The sequence below is a fragment of the Streptomyces sp. NPDC059785 genome (genome assembly GCF_042732375.1).
GTDB lineage: Bacteria > Actinomycetota > Actinomycetes > Streptomycetales > Streptomycetaceae > Streptomyces.
Window position 1 is genome coordinate 33,237 of record NZ_JBHWHV010000056.1, and the last position, 14,090, is coordinate 47,326.

The 14,090-nt window shown below is 70.4% G+C and carries 13 protein-coding genes and 1 pseudogene; 10 read left to right on the plus strand and 4 right to left on the minus strand.

What is annotated here, in order from left to right; genetic code table 11:
- Positions 1 to 309 precede the first annotated feature (309 nt).
- A pseudogene (locus ACFV6E_RS32945) lies at positions 310 to 1,842 on the minus strand (ISL3 family transposase).
- A 1,113-nt stretch (positions 1,843 to 2,955) separates the two neighbouring features.
- Here ACFV6E_RS32945 and ACFV6E_RS32950 point away from each other — a divergent pair.
- The 10 genes from ACFV6E_RS32950 to ACFV6E_RS32995 are packed head-to-tail and all read left to right on the plus strand — an operon-like array spanning position 2,956 to position 12,706.
- A complete protein-coding gene (locus tag ACFV6E_RS32950; RefSeq protein ID WP_385170143.1) occupies positions 2,956 to 3,666 on the plus strand; it encodes a FadR/GntR family transcriptional regulator in 711 nt (236 codons plus the stop codon).
- 36 nt (positions 3,667 to 3,702) lie between these two features.
- Complete coding sequence (locus ACFV6E_RS32955) at positions 3,703 to 4,779, plus strand: ABC transporter substrate-binding protein (RefSeq protein ID WP_385466736.1); 1,077 nt, start codon at positions 3,703 to 3,705, stop codon at positions 4,777 to 4,779.
- Positions 4,780 to 4,829: 50 nt separating this feature from the next.
- Positions 4,830 to 5,603, plus strand: coding sequence for an ABC transporter ATP-binding protein (locus ACFV6E_RS32960; protein ID WP_385466738.1), 774 nt, complete (start codon positions 4,830 to 4,832; stop codon positions 5,601 to 5,603).
- Positions 5,600 to 6,454: an ABC transporter permease gene (locus tag ACFV6E_RS32965; RefSeq protein WP_385170134.1), complete on the plus strand. Its 855-nt coding sequence runs from the start codon at positions 5,600 to 5,602 to the stop codon at positions 6,452 to 6,454. Before ACFV6E_RS32960 ends, ACFV6E_RS32965 begins: the two co-directional genes overlap by 4 nt.
- Positions 6,455 to 6,486: 32 nt before the next feature.
- Positions 6,487 to 7,293 carry a creatininase family protein gene (locus ACFV6E_RS32970; RefSeq protein WP_385466741.1) on the plus strand — a complete coding sequence of 269 codons (807 nt, stop codon included), beginning with the start codon at positions 6,487 to 6,489 and terminating at the stop codon, positions 7,291 to 7,293.
- The gene (locus tag ACFV6E_RS32975; protein WP_385466744.1) at positions 7,290 to 8,756 is read left to right on the plus strand and encodes an amidohydrolase family protein; all 1,467 of its coding nucleotides are present in this window, start codon (positions 7,290 to 7,292) and stop codon (positions 8,754 to 8,756) included. Before ACFV6E_RS32970 ends, ACFV6E_RS32975 begins: the two co-directional genes overlap by 4 nt.
- Positions 8,753 to 9,838 carry an acetamidase/formamidase family protein gene (locus ACFV6E_RS32980; protein WP_385466747.1) on the plus strand — a complete coding sequence of 362 codons (1,086 nt, stop codon included), beginning with the start codon at positions 8,753 to 8,755 and terminating at the stop codon, positions 9,836 to 9,838. The genes ACFV6E_RS32975 and ACFV6E_RS32980 overlap by 4 nt, the downstream gene beginning before the upstream one ends.
- Positions 9,832 to 11,436: an amidase gene (locus tag ACFV6E_RS32985; RefSeq protein WP_385466750.1), complete on the plus strand. Its 1,605-nt coding sequence runs from the start codon at positions 9,832 to 9,834 to the stop codon at positions 11,434 to 11,436. Before ACFV6E_RS32980 ends, ACFV6E_RS32985 begins: the two co-directional genes overlap by 7 nt.
- Positions 11,433 to 12,269, plus strand: a complete 837-nt coding sequence (locus tag ACFV6E_RS32990) for a cysteine hydrolase family protein (RefSeq protein ID WP_385466753.1) — start codon at positions 11,433 to 11,435, stop codon at positions 12,267 to 12,269. Before ACFV6E_RS32985 ends, ACFV6E_RS32990 begins: the two co-directional genes overlap by 4 nt.
- Positions 12,266 to 12,706, plus strand: a complete 441-nt coding sequence (locus tag ACFV6E_RS32995) for a cupin domain-containing protein (RefSeq protein WP_385170117.1) — start codon at positions 12,266 to 12,268, stop codon at positions 12,704 to 12,706. The genes ACFV6E_RS32990 and ACFV6E_RS32995 overlap by 4 nt, the downstream gene beginning before the upstream one ends.
- A 236-nt stretch (positions 12,707 to 12,942) precedes the next feature.
- Here ACFV6E_RS32995 and ACFV6E_RS33000 read toward each other — a convergent pair whose 3' ends face one another.
- From ACFV6E_RS33000 to ACFV6E_RS33010, 3 genes are all read right to left on the minus strand, one after another.
- Complete coding sequence (locus ACFV6E_RS33000; RefSeq protein WP_385466756.1) at positions 12,943 to 13,200, minus strand: hypothetical protein; 258 nt, start codon at positions 13,198 to 13,200, stop codon at positions 12,943 to 12,945.
- A gap of 33 nt (positions 13,201 to 13,233) precedes the next feature.
- Positions 13,234 to 13,767, minus strand: a complete 534-nt coding sequence (locus tag ACFV6E_RS33005; RefSeq protein WP_385170112.1) for a Repetin — start codon at positions 13,765 to 13,767, stop codon at positions 13,234 to 13,236.
- Between the two features lie 183 nt (positions 13,768 to 13,950).
- A complete protein-coding gene (locus ACFV6E_RS33010) occupies positions 13,951 to 14,088 on the minus strand; it encodes a hypothetical protein (RefSeq protein ID WP_385170152.1) in 138 nt (45 codons plus the stop codon).
- Positions 14,089 to 14,090: the final 2 nt, after the last annotated feature.

Consider the following 14,090-nt stretch of genomic DNA (forward strand, 5'->3'; position numbering starts at 1 on the left):
GCGGGGCCCACCGCCCAGGGCACCCGACGCGGCCGCGAAGCAACAACGGACAAGCGGGATGCGCGATACCGCCGCGCGCCGGCAGACGGGACCCCAGCGGACAAGCACCCCGTATGCTCCCACCGCATGGCTCTGAACGATGTCAGAACAGGCTGACACCGCAATCCCGGTCAGATGGTGACTCCCGCAGTCACTTCGAGCAGGCTTTCGCAGTTCGATCCGGATCAGATTTAGTGCACTCGATCACGGGTCTGTAAAACGATCGGCTCTTCCAAGAAGTTCGTAGGCATTGATCGTTCGGGGCGGGCTTCAGTTGAGCAGGACGATCTGGCGCAGGACGCGGTGGCCGGCGCGGCCGTACATCAGGCGCTTGAGTAACTTGATCTTCGTGTTGGCGCCTTCGGTGCGGCCGTTGTGCCAGGGCAGGGTGAGGGCGGCATCGACGGCGGCACGGTCGCGTTGCAGGCCGTTCGCGAAGGAGTGCAGGAACGGCAGGTCAGCACTACGGGCTCGAGTGATCCAGGCTGTCAGCTTTTCGCCATTGTCCTCGTGCGGAACCAGCAGCTCGGCGAAGGTACGGATTTGGTCGGCCAGCACGGTCATCTCGGGGCAGGCACCGGCGAGTTGGTCGCGCAGGGCGCACTGGGCCTCGGCGAGATGGCCGGGGTGGCAGGTGAGCAGGCCGGTGACCTTGCGGGGTGACAGGGCGGTGTGGTCGGCCTCGACGCGTCCGTGGTTGATGGAGCGGACCAGGAGGTTGGTGCTGTTGGTGTAGCCCTGTTCCCGGATCTCCGCCAGCAGGTGGGTGAGGGGGACGGCCGGGTCCTCGGTGCGGCGTCTGCGCAGAGGGTCGCGGTAGGGGTCGACCAGGCAGGCCCGGTAGACGGGGCGCGGATCATGCGGTCCGGCTCGCTGTGGCGGGCGTAGCGCTTGACCGTGTTGAGCGACACGCCGAGACGGCGGGCGCAGGCGAGCAGGCCGACGCCCTGGTCGAGGAGGTCGTGCACCTGCCGCCATCGCTCGCGGGTGGTGGCGGCGCTTTTGCCCCCGGGCAGCGGCGGGCCGAATTTGCTCCAGCAGGAGGCGTGTGCGCCGACCTCCTTCAGCGCGGTTCCTGCCAGGCCGTGCCAGAGGTGCCAGCAGTCGCCGACCTGCACGATCGTCGGATCGGCGTCGGTGGTGGCCTTACGCGAAGGAGCCCGAGCCGTCCCGGCACACCACGCGGACGCCGGGATGCTCACGCAGCCAGGCGGTCACCGTCACCGCCAGGCGGTCGGGCAGCACGTCGATACGCTCGCCGTTGTCCGCGTTCGTGATGATGGTGGCATAACGATGGCCCTTGAGCAGGGCGAACTCGTCGATCCCGGCCACCACGGGCGTGGGCCGGCCGGGCAGCGGAACGCGCATCAGAGGGTTCAGCACCGACGCCGCGGACAGCCTCTGATGCAGCACCACGAGCAGCCGGGCACCGGCCGAGCCCGCCGGCACCACCGCGACCGCCTCGATGATCCGCCGCAGTGCCGGCGTCCTGCGCTGGTAGCGCTCCGTCAGCCCGTCGACCTGCTCGATGAACGTTGTCCTCGGGCAGGCCGGGTTCTCGCAGTACAGCCGCCGCACCGAAAGGCCGCTCACCACGGGTCGCCCGCCGGCCGACTCGTCCGCGACGTGACGCACATACCGCGAGTGCACCCAGTCCGACTCCCGGCCACACCCCGGGCACGCACGGCGCGCACCGTCACTGGTGAACGCGGTGATCCTCAAGGCGTCCGGGTCGGCGTCCACCCCTTCAATGCACAACCCCGCCAGCTGGGGCAGTAGTTCTTCGACACCAACGTCACACATCGCCAGCCTGGCACCGCCAGCCTGAGTCGGGCGGCCAATCGCCAGAACGATCAACGCCTAAGAAATTCTTGGAAGAGCCGCTCGTTTTGACAGTCCCGCGAACCTGTGATCGTGCGTCACGGAGGGATCGAAGAATCGGACGCGGCCACTTCGGTACGTCCGGACTTCAACAGGCAGACAGCGGCGACAGGCGCTCGACGTGCGTGTAAGAAACCGCGCGACCTCACGTCTTCTTGGCGATGCCGAGAACGGCGGCTCGTCCGGTTTCGGGCCTTCTCCATGAGTTCGGCTCCCGGTTCGACGAGGTGGGAGGAGAGGGCGAGGTGGGGGGGGTGGTCAGTGCCGGGTGAGGGTGGGGTCCCATGGTGTTCCGCCGGGGGTGCCTGTCCATCCGGCGGGCAGGCACAGGCGTGAGTCGCAGTGGTACCGGCGCAGCGGACCCGACGCTCCCGGTCGGCGACATCGCCGACCGGACGGTACCCAGCGTGCTGCGGATGTCCGGCATGGAGGACACCGAGACACGCCGGCTCGTGACGCTGCCGCTTCCCCTCGACGAGCCACCCGCCACGTCAGTCCGACGGCCTGCGGCATGTCCGCACGGTGAACCGCCATCCCTTCCGCAGGCTTCCTGCTGCCTCCCCTCCGGCTCACCCACTGCTCCGGCCCACCCACTGCTCCGGCTCACCCACTGCGTGCGGATCTGCTGCCTCAGTCGTGGATCGCCCGTCCGCCGTCCATGAGCAATACGATGCCGGCCTGCTCGTTCACAGCTCCTGGGCGACGGCTGCGACATGTCCAGGATGTTTCGAGCCGCATCCCGCAGTCTTCGGCGTGCCGAGCCGACCGGACCGCCGTGGGCATGTCCGGGTCTGACCGTCTGCGCCCACTCAACCGACGCCTGACCGCCAGCTGTTGGACGTTCGTCCGCTCAGCCCGATCGGCTCGCGGCGACCAGTGGCGTCCTACGGTTCCAGCGGACAGCCGATGTTGCGCCCGGATGTTCCCGTGTAAACGTCTTGTTCCCAATGCCCGGGAAGTCCTCCGGCTGAAAATCTTCGCCCGTACGTTCGCTTCATCAGATGGTCTGACCATCAGGCCCACCGGTGGGGAGGAATGACGTTGGACGGTTTCGACGCGTTCGTTCGTCAGTCGACCAGTGTCAGCAGCGAGATCGTCGCCCACATCGAGACGCTGATCAGCAACGGCTCGCTGGCACCCGGCACCAAGCTCCCTGCGGAGCGTGAGCTGGCCCAGGTACTCAAGGTCTCCCGCGCCTCTTTGCGCGAGGCGATGCACGAACTGGAGGCGAAGCGGGTCGTCGAACGCCGGCCGGGCCGGGGCACCATCGTGTTGCAGGTGCCCGCCCACGCGCATGCCATGTACGAGGAGATGTCGGAGTCCGAACGCACCCTGCGCGACGTGGCGGAGCTGCGCGAGACGATCGAGCCCAAGTTTGCGCAGCTCGCCGCGGAACGGGCCACCAAGGCGAGCCTGTACGCGCTGGAGCAGGTACTGCAGACCACCGCCCGCGACGATCTGTCACAGGAGGCGTCGCTCAAGGCTGACATCACCTTCCACATGTTGCTCGCCCAGGCGTCACAGAACCCGCTGATGGTCGCCCTCAATTCACTCGCCAACAGCTGGACGGAGTCGGTCCGCGCCTTCTCCCACGGCAGCGCCGAGGCCAGGCGCTCCTCGCACGACGGCCATCAGCTGATCTTCACCGCAGTACGGAGCGGCAACGGCGCCGCGGCCCGGGACGCGATGCTGGCGCACCTCGCCGACGTCGCACATCTCACGAAGAGCAATCTGCCTTCCTTCTGATCCGGCCTCGCCGGCCCCTCCGCGAAAGAGCACCTCATGCCATTCCAGATCCTTCGCGCCCTGTGCGGGCGTGTCCGTCCGCCGCGCACCGTGACCACCGTCGCGGCCACCGCCCTGGCCCTCGTCGCGGTCTCGGCCTGCGGCGGCAACGCCTCCTCCGACGCCTCCTCACCGGGCGGATCCACCGCCTTCAAGGTGGTCCTGCCCTGGTACGCCGACGCCGAGGGCGGTGGCTTCTTCGCGGCGAAGTCCGAAGGGCTCTACGAGGACAAGAACCTCGACGTGACCCTTCAGTCCGGCGGCCCGCAGGTCTCGGCCACCCAGCTGGTCGCCGCCGGGCGGGCCCAGGTCGGGTTCGCCGACGCCGCCGGTGTCATCCAGGCCCAGCAGCAGGGCATCCCGATCGTGGCCATCGGCGCCCTGTACCAGAACAACCCGGTCGGCGTGATGGTGCACGCGGACACCGGCATCACGTCCTTCGACGACATGGACGGCAAGACCTGGGTGACGCAGACCGGTCAGCTCGGTCCGCAGTGGGTCAAGAAGGAGACCGGCATCGACTTCACCACCCAGGTGTACCAGGGCTCCATCGCCAACTTCCTGAAGAAGGACGGCCTGGTCCAGCAGGGCTGGCCCACCAACGAGGCGTACCAGGCGCAGAAGTCCGGTGTGAAGGTCAACTTCGTCCCGTTCTCCGACGCGGGTTACAACCCGTACAACGACGTCTTCTTCACGTCCGAGTCCTACCTGAAGAGCCACAAGGCGGAACTGACCGAGTTCCTCGCGGCGAGCATGCAGGGCTGGCAGGACTACATGGGCGACGTGAGCGTCGCGAAGAAGGCCAACGACGCCATCCTCGAGGCCAACGACCAGCAGACCAGCGAGAGCGTCTGGTACGCCTGGGACAAGCAGCGCGCGTACGTGGTCGCGGGTGACGGCAAGAAGCAACTCGGCGCGATGACGGCCGACCGCTGGAACACGCTCATCGACCAGATGAAGCAGCTCGGCCAGCTCAAGAGCACACCCAAGGCGTCGGACCTCTACGACGCCTCCCTGCTGCCGGAGGTCGCCGCCCCGGCCGCCCTGCCCGCGGCGCCCGACGGTTCCTACTGAGCCACCGAGAACGGCGCACCGCAGGCGGTGCACGACAAGGAGCAACGCACATGAGTACAGTCCCTGTGCAGAACACCGCGGCCGCGCTCGATCCGCTGGTCAGTTTCGACGGCGCGGACAAGGTCTACACCAGCGGATTCCGGGCCCTGGCCCCCATCGACCTGCGTCTGCCGCGGGCGGAGATCACCGTGCTCGTCGGCCCCTCGGGCTGCGGCAAATCCACACTCCTGCGGATGGCGGCCGGCCTGACCACGCCGTCCACCGGCGGCCTGTCCCGCCGCACCGAGCGCATGTCGTACGTGTTCCAGGACCCGACGCTGCTGGCCTGGCGCTCGATCCGGGCCAACGTCGAACTCGTCGCCAGACTGCAGGGTGTTCCCCGGGCCGAGCGGCGCGAACGCGCGCAGAAGGCAATCGGCCTGGTCGGCCTCCAGGGGTTCGAGAAGGCGTATCCGCGCGAGCTGTCCGGCGGCATGAAGATGCGCGCCTCGCTCGCCCGGTCGCTCACCAGTGACCCCGAACTGCTGCTGATGGACGAGCCGTTCGCGGCGCTTGACGAGTTCAACCGGGAGAAGATGGGCGCCGAGCTCATCCACCTGTGGCGCACCCGCCGGGTCACCGTCATGTTCGTCACCCATTCCATTCCCGAGGCGGTACGGCTCGGACACCAGGTCGCCGTGATGGGCACGCGCCCCGGACGCGTCATCGAGGTGCTCCGCTCCCCCAGCCCGCCCACCGCGGATCCCGGCGCCCCGCGTGACGAGGCCGCGCTGCGGGATCTGCGCACCGAGATCTCGGCCATGCTGGGAGGTACCGGAATATGACCGCGCTCGACACCGTGCGAAAGACCCCCGCGACGCCCGCCTCCGCCGGGCCGGCCCGCAAGCGGCGGCCCCTTGCCGCGAAGAACGTGCTGCCGCCGCTGGGCGCGCTGGTGGTCATGACCGTCCTGTGGCAGCTGGCGATCACCGTCTTCGCCATCCCCGGCTACATGCTTCCCTCGCCCATGACGATGGTGGACACCGTCCTGCACGAGGCCGGCTCCCTCCTCACCCCGACCTGGGTGACGCTGCGCGAATCGGTCCTCGGCTTCGTCGTGGCGGGCCTGGTCGGCGTGGCCAGCGCACTGGTGATGGGCCGCTGGCGGCTGATGGAGCGCAGCCTGTACCCCTACCTGATCCTGCTCCAGACCATCCCGATCGTGGCCGTCGCGCCGCTGTTCGTGGTGTGGCTCGGCCCCGGTATGGCGACCAACACCCTGGTGGCGGCGATGATCGCGCTGTTCCCTGTGGCGGCCAACACCCTCCAGGGCCTGAAGTCGGTCGACCGCAACCTGGTGCAGCTGTACACGATGGCCGGTGCGCCGCCCCGGGTCCAGCTCCTTGCTCTGCGGCTGCCGGGTGCACTGCCGGAGATCCTCACCGGGCTGCGGGTGGCCGCGGGTGCCTCGGTCATCGGCGCAATCGTCGGCGAGTTCGTGGCCGGTGTCGGCGGCGGCGCGGGCGGCCTGGGCTATGTCATCACCGAGAGCGCGGTGCAACTGCGCACTCCGCAGCTCTTCCTGGCGGTGCTCGGCGCGAGCGTCGTGTCGCTGCTGCTGTTCGCGGTCGTCGTGGCCGCCGAGAAGTTCCTGATCGGCAAGTGGCACGAGTCAGCCCTGCCCACCGACGAATGAACCGCCCACCGACGAGTGACAGGGAATCACCCATGAACACCCACGCCAGCCGCCGCCTGTGGGCCGAGCTGACCACCGAGGACGTCGCGGGCCTCGCCAAGGACCGCACCGTGGTGGTCCAGCCGATCGGCGCCGTGGAACAGCACGGCCCCCACCTGCCGCTGATCACCGACGCGCTCACCGCCGAGACGATCGCCCGTACCGCCGTGGAACGGCTCGGCCCCGAGTCCGGCACCTGGGTCCTGCCGACCCTGCACTACGGCAAGTCCACCGAACACCTGGGCCGGGCCGGCACCATCGCCATGTCCACCACCACGTTGCAGTCGGTCTGTCTGGACCTCGGCGAGTCGCTCGCCGCCGGCGGAGTACGCAAACTGGTCTTCGTCAACGGCCACGGCGGCCAGCCGAGCCTGCTCGACGTGGTCGCACGCGACATCCGCCACCACTTCGGCCTCGAGGTCTTCAACATCATGCCGTCGCGGTTCGCCCTCCCGGACGGGGTGGAGGACCCCGACCCCTTCGGCATCCACGGAGGCTTCCTCGAGACCTGCCTGGTCATGGCCATCGCGCCCGGCCTCGTCCGCCTCGACAAGGCCGTCGCCGACGGGCTCGCGGTCGGCGAGCTCTACCGCGCCCAGCGACACCTCACCCTGGAGGGCGTGGTGCCCACCGCGTGGCTGATCGACGACGTGTCGGCCTCCGGCATCGTCGGCGACCCCACCGGAGCCGACGCCGAGACCGGCAAGCGGCTGCTCGACCACTTCAGCGGCCTGCTCGCCGAAGCGCTGACCGAAGTACGCGACTTCGCCTTTCCCCTGCTCCGCGAGGGCACCGCATGACGGCCGCGCTCACCGTGACCGGCGGCCTGATGCTGACCATGGCCGACGGACAGGATCCCTTCACCGGCTGGATGACCGTCGGCGAGGACGGACGCATCACCGGCATCGGACCCGGCGAACCGCCCGCCCGGGTAGGCACCGTGCTCGACGCGACCGGGAAGATCATCGCCCCGGGGTTCGTCTCCGCCCACAGCCACCTGCACACCTCGGGGCTGCGCGGTCTCGCGGCGGGCGAGACGCTCTACCCCTGGGTACGCGCCAACAACGAGATCCTCCTCGGCGCCGGCACCGAGGACATGTACTGGTTCACCCTGCACGGCTGCCTGGACTTCATCAGCAACGGGATCACCTCGGCGTACAACTTCGCCCAGAACCGGGTGCTGTGGCTGTACGACCAGGCCCTCGGCCGCGACGTGCCCGGCGCCGTCCACCCCGAGGCGTTCCTGACCCGGCAGTTCGACGCGGCGGCCGACTCCGGGCTGCGGGTGATGACCGCGATCCGCCTGGACGAGCAGCACTTCGGCCCCGACGACGCGCGCGCCAACTTCGACCGCATGGCCACCGCGGCGTACGACCGCTTCCCGGCCGACGCCTTCCTCGGCGTCTCCGTCTACGGCTCCGTACAGTGGTCCCCCGCACCGGACACCGCGGTCCTGGAGGCCGAGACGATGCGGCGCCACGATGTGGTCAACCAGGCGCATTTCGTCGAGACGGCCGAGAACATCGAGGCCCAGCGCGCGAAATTCGACTGGTACGCGAAGGCGGGAGCGCTGGGACCGGACATGCTGTTCGGGCACTTCGTCCATCCCACCGACGAGATGATCGACGCCGTGGCCGCGAGCGGCAGCGCCGTGGTGTGGCAGCCCACCTCGAACGGACGGCTGGGCTCCGGCTTCGCCGACATCGCCCGCTACCGCGCACGCGGCATCCGCGTCGGCATGGGCCTGGACGACCAGTCCTGCACTGATGTGTCCGACCCCTTCCAGAACATGCGGATCGGCATGTACGCGCTGCGCGCCGCCCACTCGCGGGCGTCCGTCCTCATGCCCAGGGACGTGCTGCGCATGCACACCCTGGGCTCGGCCGAAGTGCTCGGCGCCGACGACCGGATCGGCAGCCTGGAGCCGGGCAAGCACGCCGACTTCCTGGTGGTCGACCCGGCCGACCCGGACACCGGTCCCGTCTGGGACGCCTACGCCGGCTACGTCCTGGCCTGCGGACCGCGCAACCTCAAGGAGGTCTGGATCGGCGGACGGCGCGTCCATGCCGACGGCCGGTCCACGCATCCGCGGGCGGCCGACGCCACGCCGGAACTGCACGCCCGCATGGCCCGCGCCGCACACGACCGCGGCCTGCCCGCGCCCGTCCTGACCGCCGCGTCCCCGGCCCTCGTGGCCGGAACAGCCGGAACAGCCGGGCGAGAACACCGCACCGGCCTCACGAACCACACGGAGGAACGATGACGACCGCGGCACGACAGCACCTCGGTGCCACGGTGGCGACGACCCTGTGGGGCCGCCTGCCCTGCTCCGAGGACGCCCCGGTCCTCACCGTCGAGCCGGGCGAGCGGATCTCCCTGGACACCGTCAGCCACGAGGGCATCCTGGAGGACCAGGGCCGCGACCCCGTCGCCTTCTTCGGCCGCCACGGTGTGGCCCCCGAGGACGTCCTGGCCGACGCCGCCGCGATCGCCTCCCACGGCGCGCACACTCCCGCCGACGGACCGCACGTGGTGACCGGACCGATCGAGGTACGCGGCGCGGAGGTCGGCGACTACCTGGCCGTCCACGTCGACGAACTCGTCCCGCGCACCGCCTACGGCGTCATCTCCAGCCGCCACGCCAAGGGCCTGCTTCCCAGCTCCTTCCCCCTCGACAACACCCCACTGACCAGCGTGTTCTGCTCGGTGACGGGTCTTGACGAACCAGGCGGGCCGGCCACCGCGCTGGCGACCCTGCCTCTCGTCGCCGACGGCACGGACCGCCCCGTCCGCTTCCCCCTCGCCCCGTTCCTCGGGGTGATGGGCGTAGCCACGCCCGGCCCGGAACGGCTCCACTCCACCCCACCGGGCCTGCACGGCGGCAACCTCGACATCTCCCTGCTGCGCGAGGGCAGCACCCTCTACCTGCCGGTGCAGGTGCCGGGCGCCGGGTTCTACGCCGGCGACCCGCATCTCGCACAGGGCAACGGAGAGGTCGCGCTGACCGCCCTCGAAGCGCCGCTGCGCGCGACGCTGACGCTCGACGTGGTGCCCAGGGCACGCGCCGAACGGCTCTTCGGCCGCAACCGCGGCCCGGTGGCGCGGACATCGCAGTTCCTGGTCCCGACCGGCCTCGACACCGACCTGGACGAGGCGGTCGCCGCCTGCGCCCGCAACGCCCTGGAGGTACTGGGCTCATCCTTCGGGATGGACCCCTCACTGGCCTACGCCTACCTGAGCGCCGCGGCCGACTTCGACATCTCCCAAGTGGTCGACGTCGTCAAGGGCGTCCACGCCCGCATCAGAATCTCGGACTTCGCCCTGGTGGAAGGAGGCGCATGGTGACGACCTCACCCGATGCCCCTGAGGTGACCGCTCCCGACGGTGTGCCCGATGGTCTGCTCGACGCCTTCTGGGCCTACGACAAGGCGCTGCTGGCGAACGACCGGTCCACGCTCGACGAGCTGTTCATGCCGGGGCCGCACACGCTCAGGGGCGACGGCCGGACGCTTCTCGTCGGCCACGACGCCATCGCCGGCTTCCGTTCCACCCGCGCCAGGATCCCCACCCGCGCCGTCGAGCACCTGCACGTCCAGGTAGTCGCGCCCCACGCGGCCCTGGTGATGGCGAGCACCCGCGACGGCGTCGCCACCGGTCTGCAGACCCAGCTGTGGCGCCGGGCCGGGGACGGTCGCTGGCTCGTCGGCGCGGCCCACGTGAGCCTGCCGACGGCTCCGGCACCGGCCGCTGCCCCGGCCGTCTTCGACCGTACGGTCTGGCGCGTCGTCGGCGACCCGCTGACGGCCGCCACCGCGTCCGGCCCGCTGGACGGGCACGGTGTCGCCGTGAAGGACCTGTTCGACGTCGTCGGCCAGCCGGTCGGCGGCGGGGTACCCGCCTGGCTCGACGAGCAACGGCCACGCGAGCGCACTGCGCCCGCCGTCGCCACGCTGCTGGCCGCGGGCGCCCATGTGGCCGGCATCGCCCGCACCGACGAGTTCGCCTACAGCCTGGCCGGGACCAACGCCCACTACGGGACGCCGCCCAACCCGGCCGCGCCCGGCAGCGTCAGCGGCGGGTCGACCAGCGGCCCGGCCGCCGCCGTCGCGCTCGGCCAGGCGGACGTGGGACTGGGCACCGACACCGCCGGATCCATCCGGGTCCCGGCCTCCTACCAGGGCCTGGTCGGCCTGCGCACGACGCACGGCGCGATCTCCACCGAGGGCGTCCTGCCACTGGCGCCGTCCTTCGACACGGTCGGCTGGCTGACCCGGGACGTGGCCACCTCCGCGGCGGTCGCCCGCACCCTGCTCGGGCAGCCGCGCGAGGACGCGCTCATGGCCCCGCGCCGGACGGTACGGCTCCCGGTGCTGGAGTCCCTGGCCGCACCCGAGGTACGCGACGCCTTCGCCTCCACCGTCCAGGCACTCACCGACGCGGGGCACCTTCCGCCGTGCGAGTCCGAGGATCTCCCCCGCGACCTGCTGGAACGCTGGTTCGCGGCGTTCCGCACCGTCCAGGCGCGGGAGGCGTGGCAATCCCACGGCGCATGGATAACCGCCCATCCCGGCGCGCTCGGTGCCGACGTCGGCGCGCGCTTCGCCCAGGCCGCCGAGGTGACGGGGGAGCAGGCGGCGCAGGCCCGCGAGGTGGTCGCCCAGGCACGGGAACAACTGTGTACCTGGCTGGCCGGAAGCGTTCTGGTGATCCCCTCGGCGTCCGGCCCGGCACCGGCCCGTACCGCGACCGGCGAGCGGATCGAGGCCGAACGGGCGGCGACGCTGCGGATGACCTGCCTGGCCGGTCTCGCCGGGGCACCGGGGCTGTCCCTGCCCCTGCTGCGGCTCGCCGCCGGCCGGCCGGCGGGCGTGTGCCTGCTCGGCCCACCCGGATCCGACCACGCCCTGCTGGCCCTCGCCGCCGTTCTGGAGGTGTCCCGATGAGCACGGGCGACCACCTCGCACCCCTGCGGCACCGCAACCGCTGGCAGTTCACCACCGACGGCGACACGGTGGACCTGCACCGTCCGGACCTGCCCGCGCGCACCGCCACGCTGCGCGCCCGGCCCTCGTCCGTGGTGCTCGACCCCTCGCGCACGGCCGTGATCGTCGTGGACCTCCAGAACGACTTCTGCGCCCCCGACGGCTGGCTGGCCGGCATCGGCGTCGACGTGTCGGTCCTGGCACCGGCCGTGGCCCTCAGCGCACAGGCGGTGGCCGGGGCGCGCGCCGCGAAAGTGCCCGTCATCTGGCTGAACTGGGGCAACCGCCCTGACCAGGCCAACCTCCCGCCGGGCGTGGCCCACGTCTACGATCCGCGCGGCACCGGCGAGGGAATCGGCTCGCGCGCGGCCCCCTCCGGGGCCCCCGTACTGACCAAGGACAGCTGGGGCGCCGCCCTGACCGACGGGGTGAGCAGCGCGCCGGGCGACCTCCACGTCGACAAGTACCGGATGAGCGGCTTCTGGGACACCCCGCTGGACAGCATCCTGCGCAATCTCCGCGTCGACACGCTCGTCTTCGCCGGCGTCAACTCCGACCAGTGTGTCTATGCCACGCTCGTCGACGCCGCGTGCCTGGGCTACGACGTCGTGATGCTCACCGACGCGTCGGCCACGACGTCACCGTCCTACTGCCATGACGCGACCGTCTACAACGTCCGCCAGTGCTACGGCTTCACCACCTCGACCGCCGACCTGCTCGACGCCCTCGCCACCGCGCGGTCCCTCGGCGCCGAACCTCCCACCGGATCCACCACCTTGAAGGACAGCGAATGAGCACCCCTCCCGTCGTGCGCCGCCTGACCGACGTCACACCGCAGTTGATCTCCCCGTCGGACACCGTCAGGCTGGCCCTGCTGGCCGGACCGGCCGACGGCTCACCCACCAGCGTGTTCTACGAGGTCTGGGAGCCGGGCGGCGCCCAGCCCGACAACTCCCACCCCGAGTCCACCGAGATCTTCGTGGTTCTCTCCGGTCACGGCCTGGCCCACAGCGACGAGCACTCCGTACCGCTCGGACCCGGCGACGTACTTGTCCTGCCACCGGGTTCGGTCCACCGTATCGAGAACACCTCCGCGACCGAGCGCATGTACACCGTCACCGTCATGGCCGAGGACACGGGTGCCATGCCCGGCGGCTTCGCCGCCCTCGTCACCGCCGGCACCACCTCCGCATGGGACGCCACCGACCGGGCGGTACTGGGCAGCGGCTGAACCGCACGGCACGCGCCTGCGGCCACGGTGGCAGCGACCGCGGGCGCACGCCGTTTCCTGCCCGACGGCCCCGCACGGAGACTCTCGGCTCCGTGCCACCCGTTCAACATCGCTGCTGCCACTCTTCCCGCAGCGGCTTGAGGTACGGGCCGTGATCGCCCATGCAGTTGGTGCCTCGTGGTGAGACTGCCAGGTCGGTGAGCAGGGCCCGTTGCATGATCGAGATCTGTCCGGATTCATCCGGTGAGACCGAGGGCGGCCAGAGGCCTTCGGTAGTCGCGGGCGGTGCGGCGTAGGGCGGCGGCGATATCAGTGTGGCCGTCCTGGCGGTGGACGCCGATGGCAAGGTTGCGCAGGCTGGCCATGGTGCGGGGGAGGTGGCCGACATGGATTGTGGAGTCGTCCTCGCGGAACGTGCGGTCGCGGACGTGGTGGAGAAGGTTTTCGATCTTCCAGTGGCCCTTGATCCAGGCGGCGAGCTGGGTGCCGGTCACCGCGCAGCAGTCGTGTCACGAGCTGTGGGCCGCTCAGAAATCCGGCTGCCAGGGGACGACCTGGTAGTCGCCCGTACCCTGCTTGACCTTCTCGAACGGCGCTGAACTCACACACTTGGGCATGTCACCGGTCTCGACGGGTGTGCCGGTCGCGGCCCAGCTGTAGCCGAGCCGGTCATGGCGGCCGAGGTCGTGGACGGTCAGGCCGACCTGCTTCCCCTTGGCGCCAGGAAGATCCGTGTCGGTGATGACACCGGAGACGACGGCCACCTTGCCACCGGTGAGCAGGCAGTTGACCTTCGCCTTCGCCCAGGCGCCGTGGCCATCGTGGTAATGGCTCCACTCGAAGGTCCCCGTCGCCTTGAGCGGGTTGTCGGTGTCCTTCGCCGCCAGGTGGGCGTCGAAGGAGAACGTGATGTCGCTCCCGGCCGCCACCCGGTCCAGCTTCGCGGTGCCGGTGAGGGCGGCGGCTTCCCGTCGGTCGTCGCCGGACGCGGCGGCGGAACCCGCCGCCGCGGTAAGCAGGAGCGTGACACCAAGCACGGCGGTCTTCGTGATGCGATTCATGCCGGTCCTTTCGGTGAGTTGCTCGGACGGCACCCACTTTCCGGGCTCCGCGCTCCCGCCACATCACGCCCGAGGCGGCAACGGGCCTACACCTCAGGGGTGATGGACGCCCGCGGCTTGCGTCCTCAGAGGGAGCCCCGCGTACGACCGAGGTCGAGGCCGCGCACCGGATCGCAACGGCCGTCAACTGCTCAGCTCGTACTCCCCCTTCTCCCAGCGCCGACGCAAGTACTCCAGATACGGGTCGAGGCTCGTGGACCGGCGAGGCGGAGTGCGCCGTACGCACTCCCGCCAGCAGAAGGCGCGTGCGTTCTTGGCCACGG

Excerpts from the sequence above, each read along its gene's own strand:
- ACFV6E_RS32950 (WP_385170143.1), top strand. The coding sequence starts at position 2,956 with ATGACGTTGGACGGTTTCGACGCGTTCGTTCGTCAGTCGACCAGTGTC.
- ACFV6E_RS32955 (WP_385466736.1), top strand. The coding sequence starts at position 3,703 with ATGCCATTCCAGATCCTTCGCGCCCTGTGCGGGCGTGTCCGTCCGCCG.
- ACFV6E_RS32960 (WP_385466738.1), top strand. The coding sequence starts at position 4,830 with ATGAGTACAGTCCCTGTGCAGAACACCGCGGCCGCGCTCGATCCGCTG.
- ACFV6E_RS32965 (WP_385170134.1), top strand. The coding sequence starts at position 5,600 with ATGACCGCGCTCGACACCGTGCGAAAGACCCCCGCGACGCCCGCCTCC.
- ACFV6E_RS32970 (WP_385466741.1), top strand. The coding sequence starts at position 6,487 with ATGAACACCCACGCCAGCCGCCGCCTGTGGGCCGAGCTGACCACCGAG.
- ACFV6E_RS32975 (WP_385466744.1), top strand. The coding sequence starts at position 7,290 with ATGACGGCCGCGCTCACCGTGACCGGCGGCCTGATGCTGACCATGGCC.
- ACFV6E_RS32980 (WP_385466747.1), top strand. The coding sequence starts at position 8,753 with ATGACGACCGCGGCACGACAGCACCTCGGTGCCACGGTGGCGACGACC.
- ACFV6E_RS32985 (WP_385466750.1), top strand. The coding sequence starts at position 9,832 with ATGGTGACGACCTCACCCGATGCCCCTGAGGTGACCGCTCCCGACGGT.
- ACFV6E_RS32990 (WP_385466753.1), top strand. The coding sequence starts at position 11,433 with ATGAGCACGGGCGACCACCTCGCACCCCTGCGGCACCGCAACCGCTGG.
- ACFV6E_RS32995 (WP_385170117.1), top strand. The coding sequence starts at position 12,266 with ATGAGCACCCCTCCCGTCGTGCGCCGCCTGACCGACGTCACACCGCAG.
- ACFV6E_RS33005 (WP_385170112.1), bottom strand. The coding sequence starts at position 13,767 with ATGAATCGCATCACGAAGACCGCCGTGCTTGGTGTCACGCTCCTGCTT.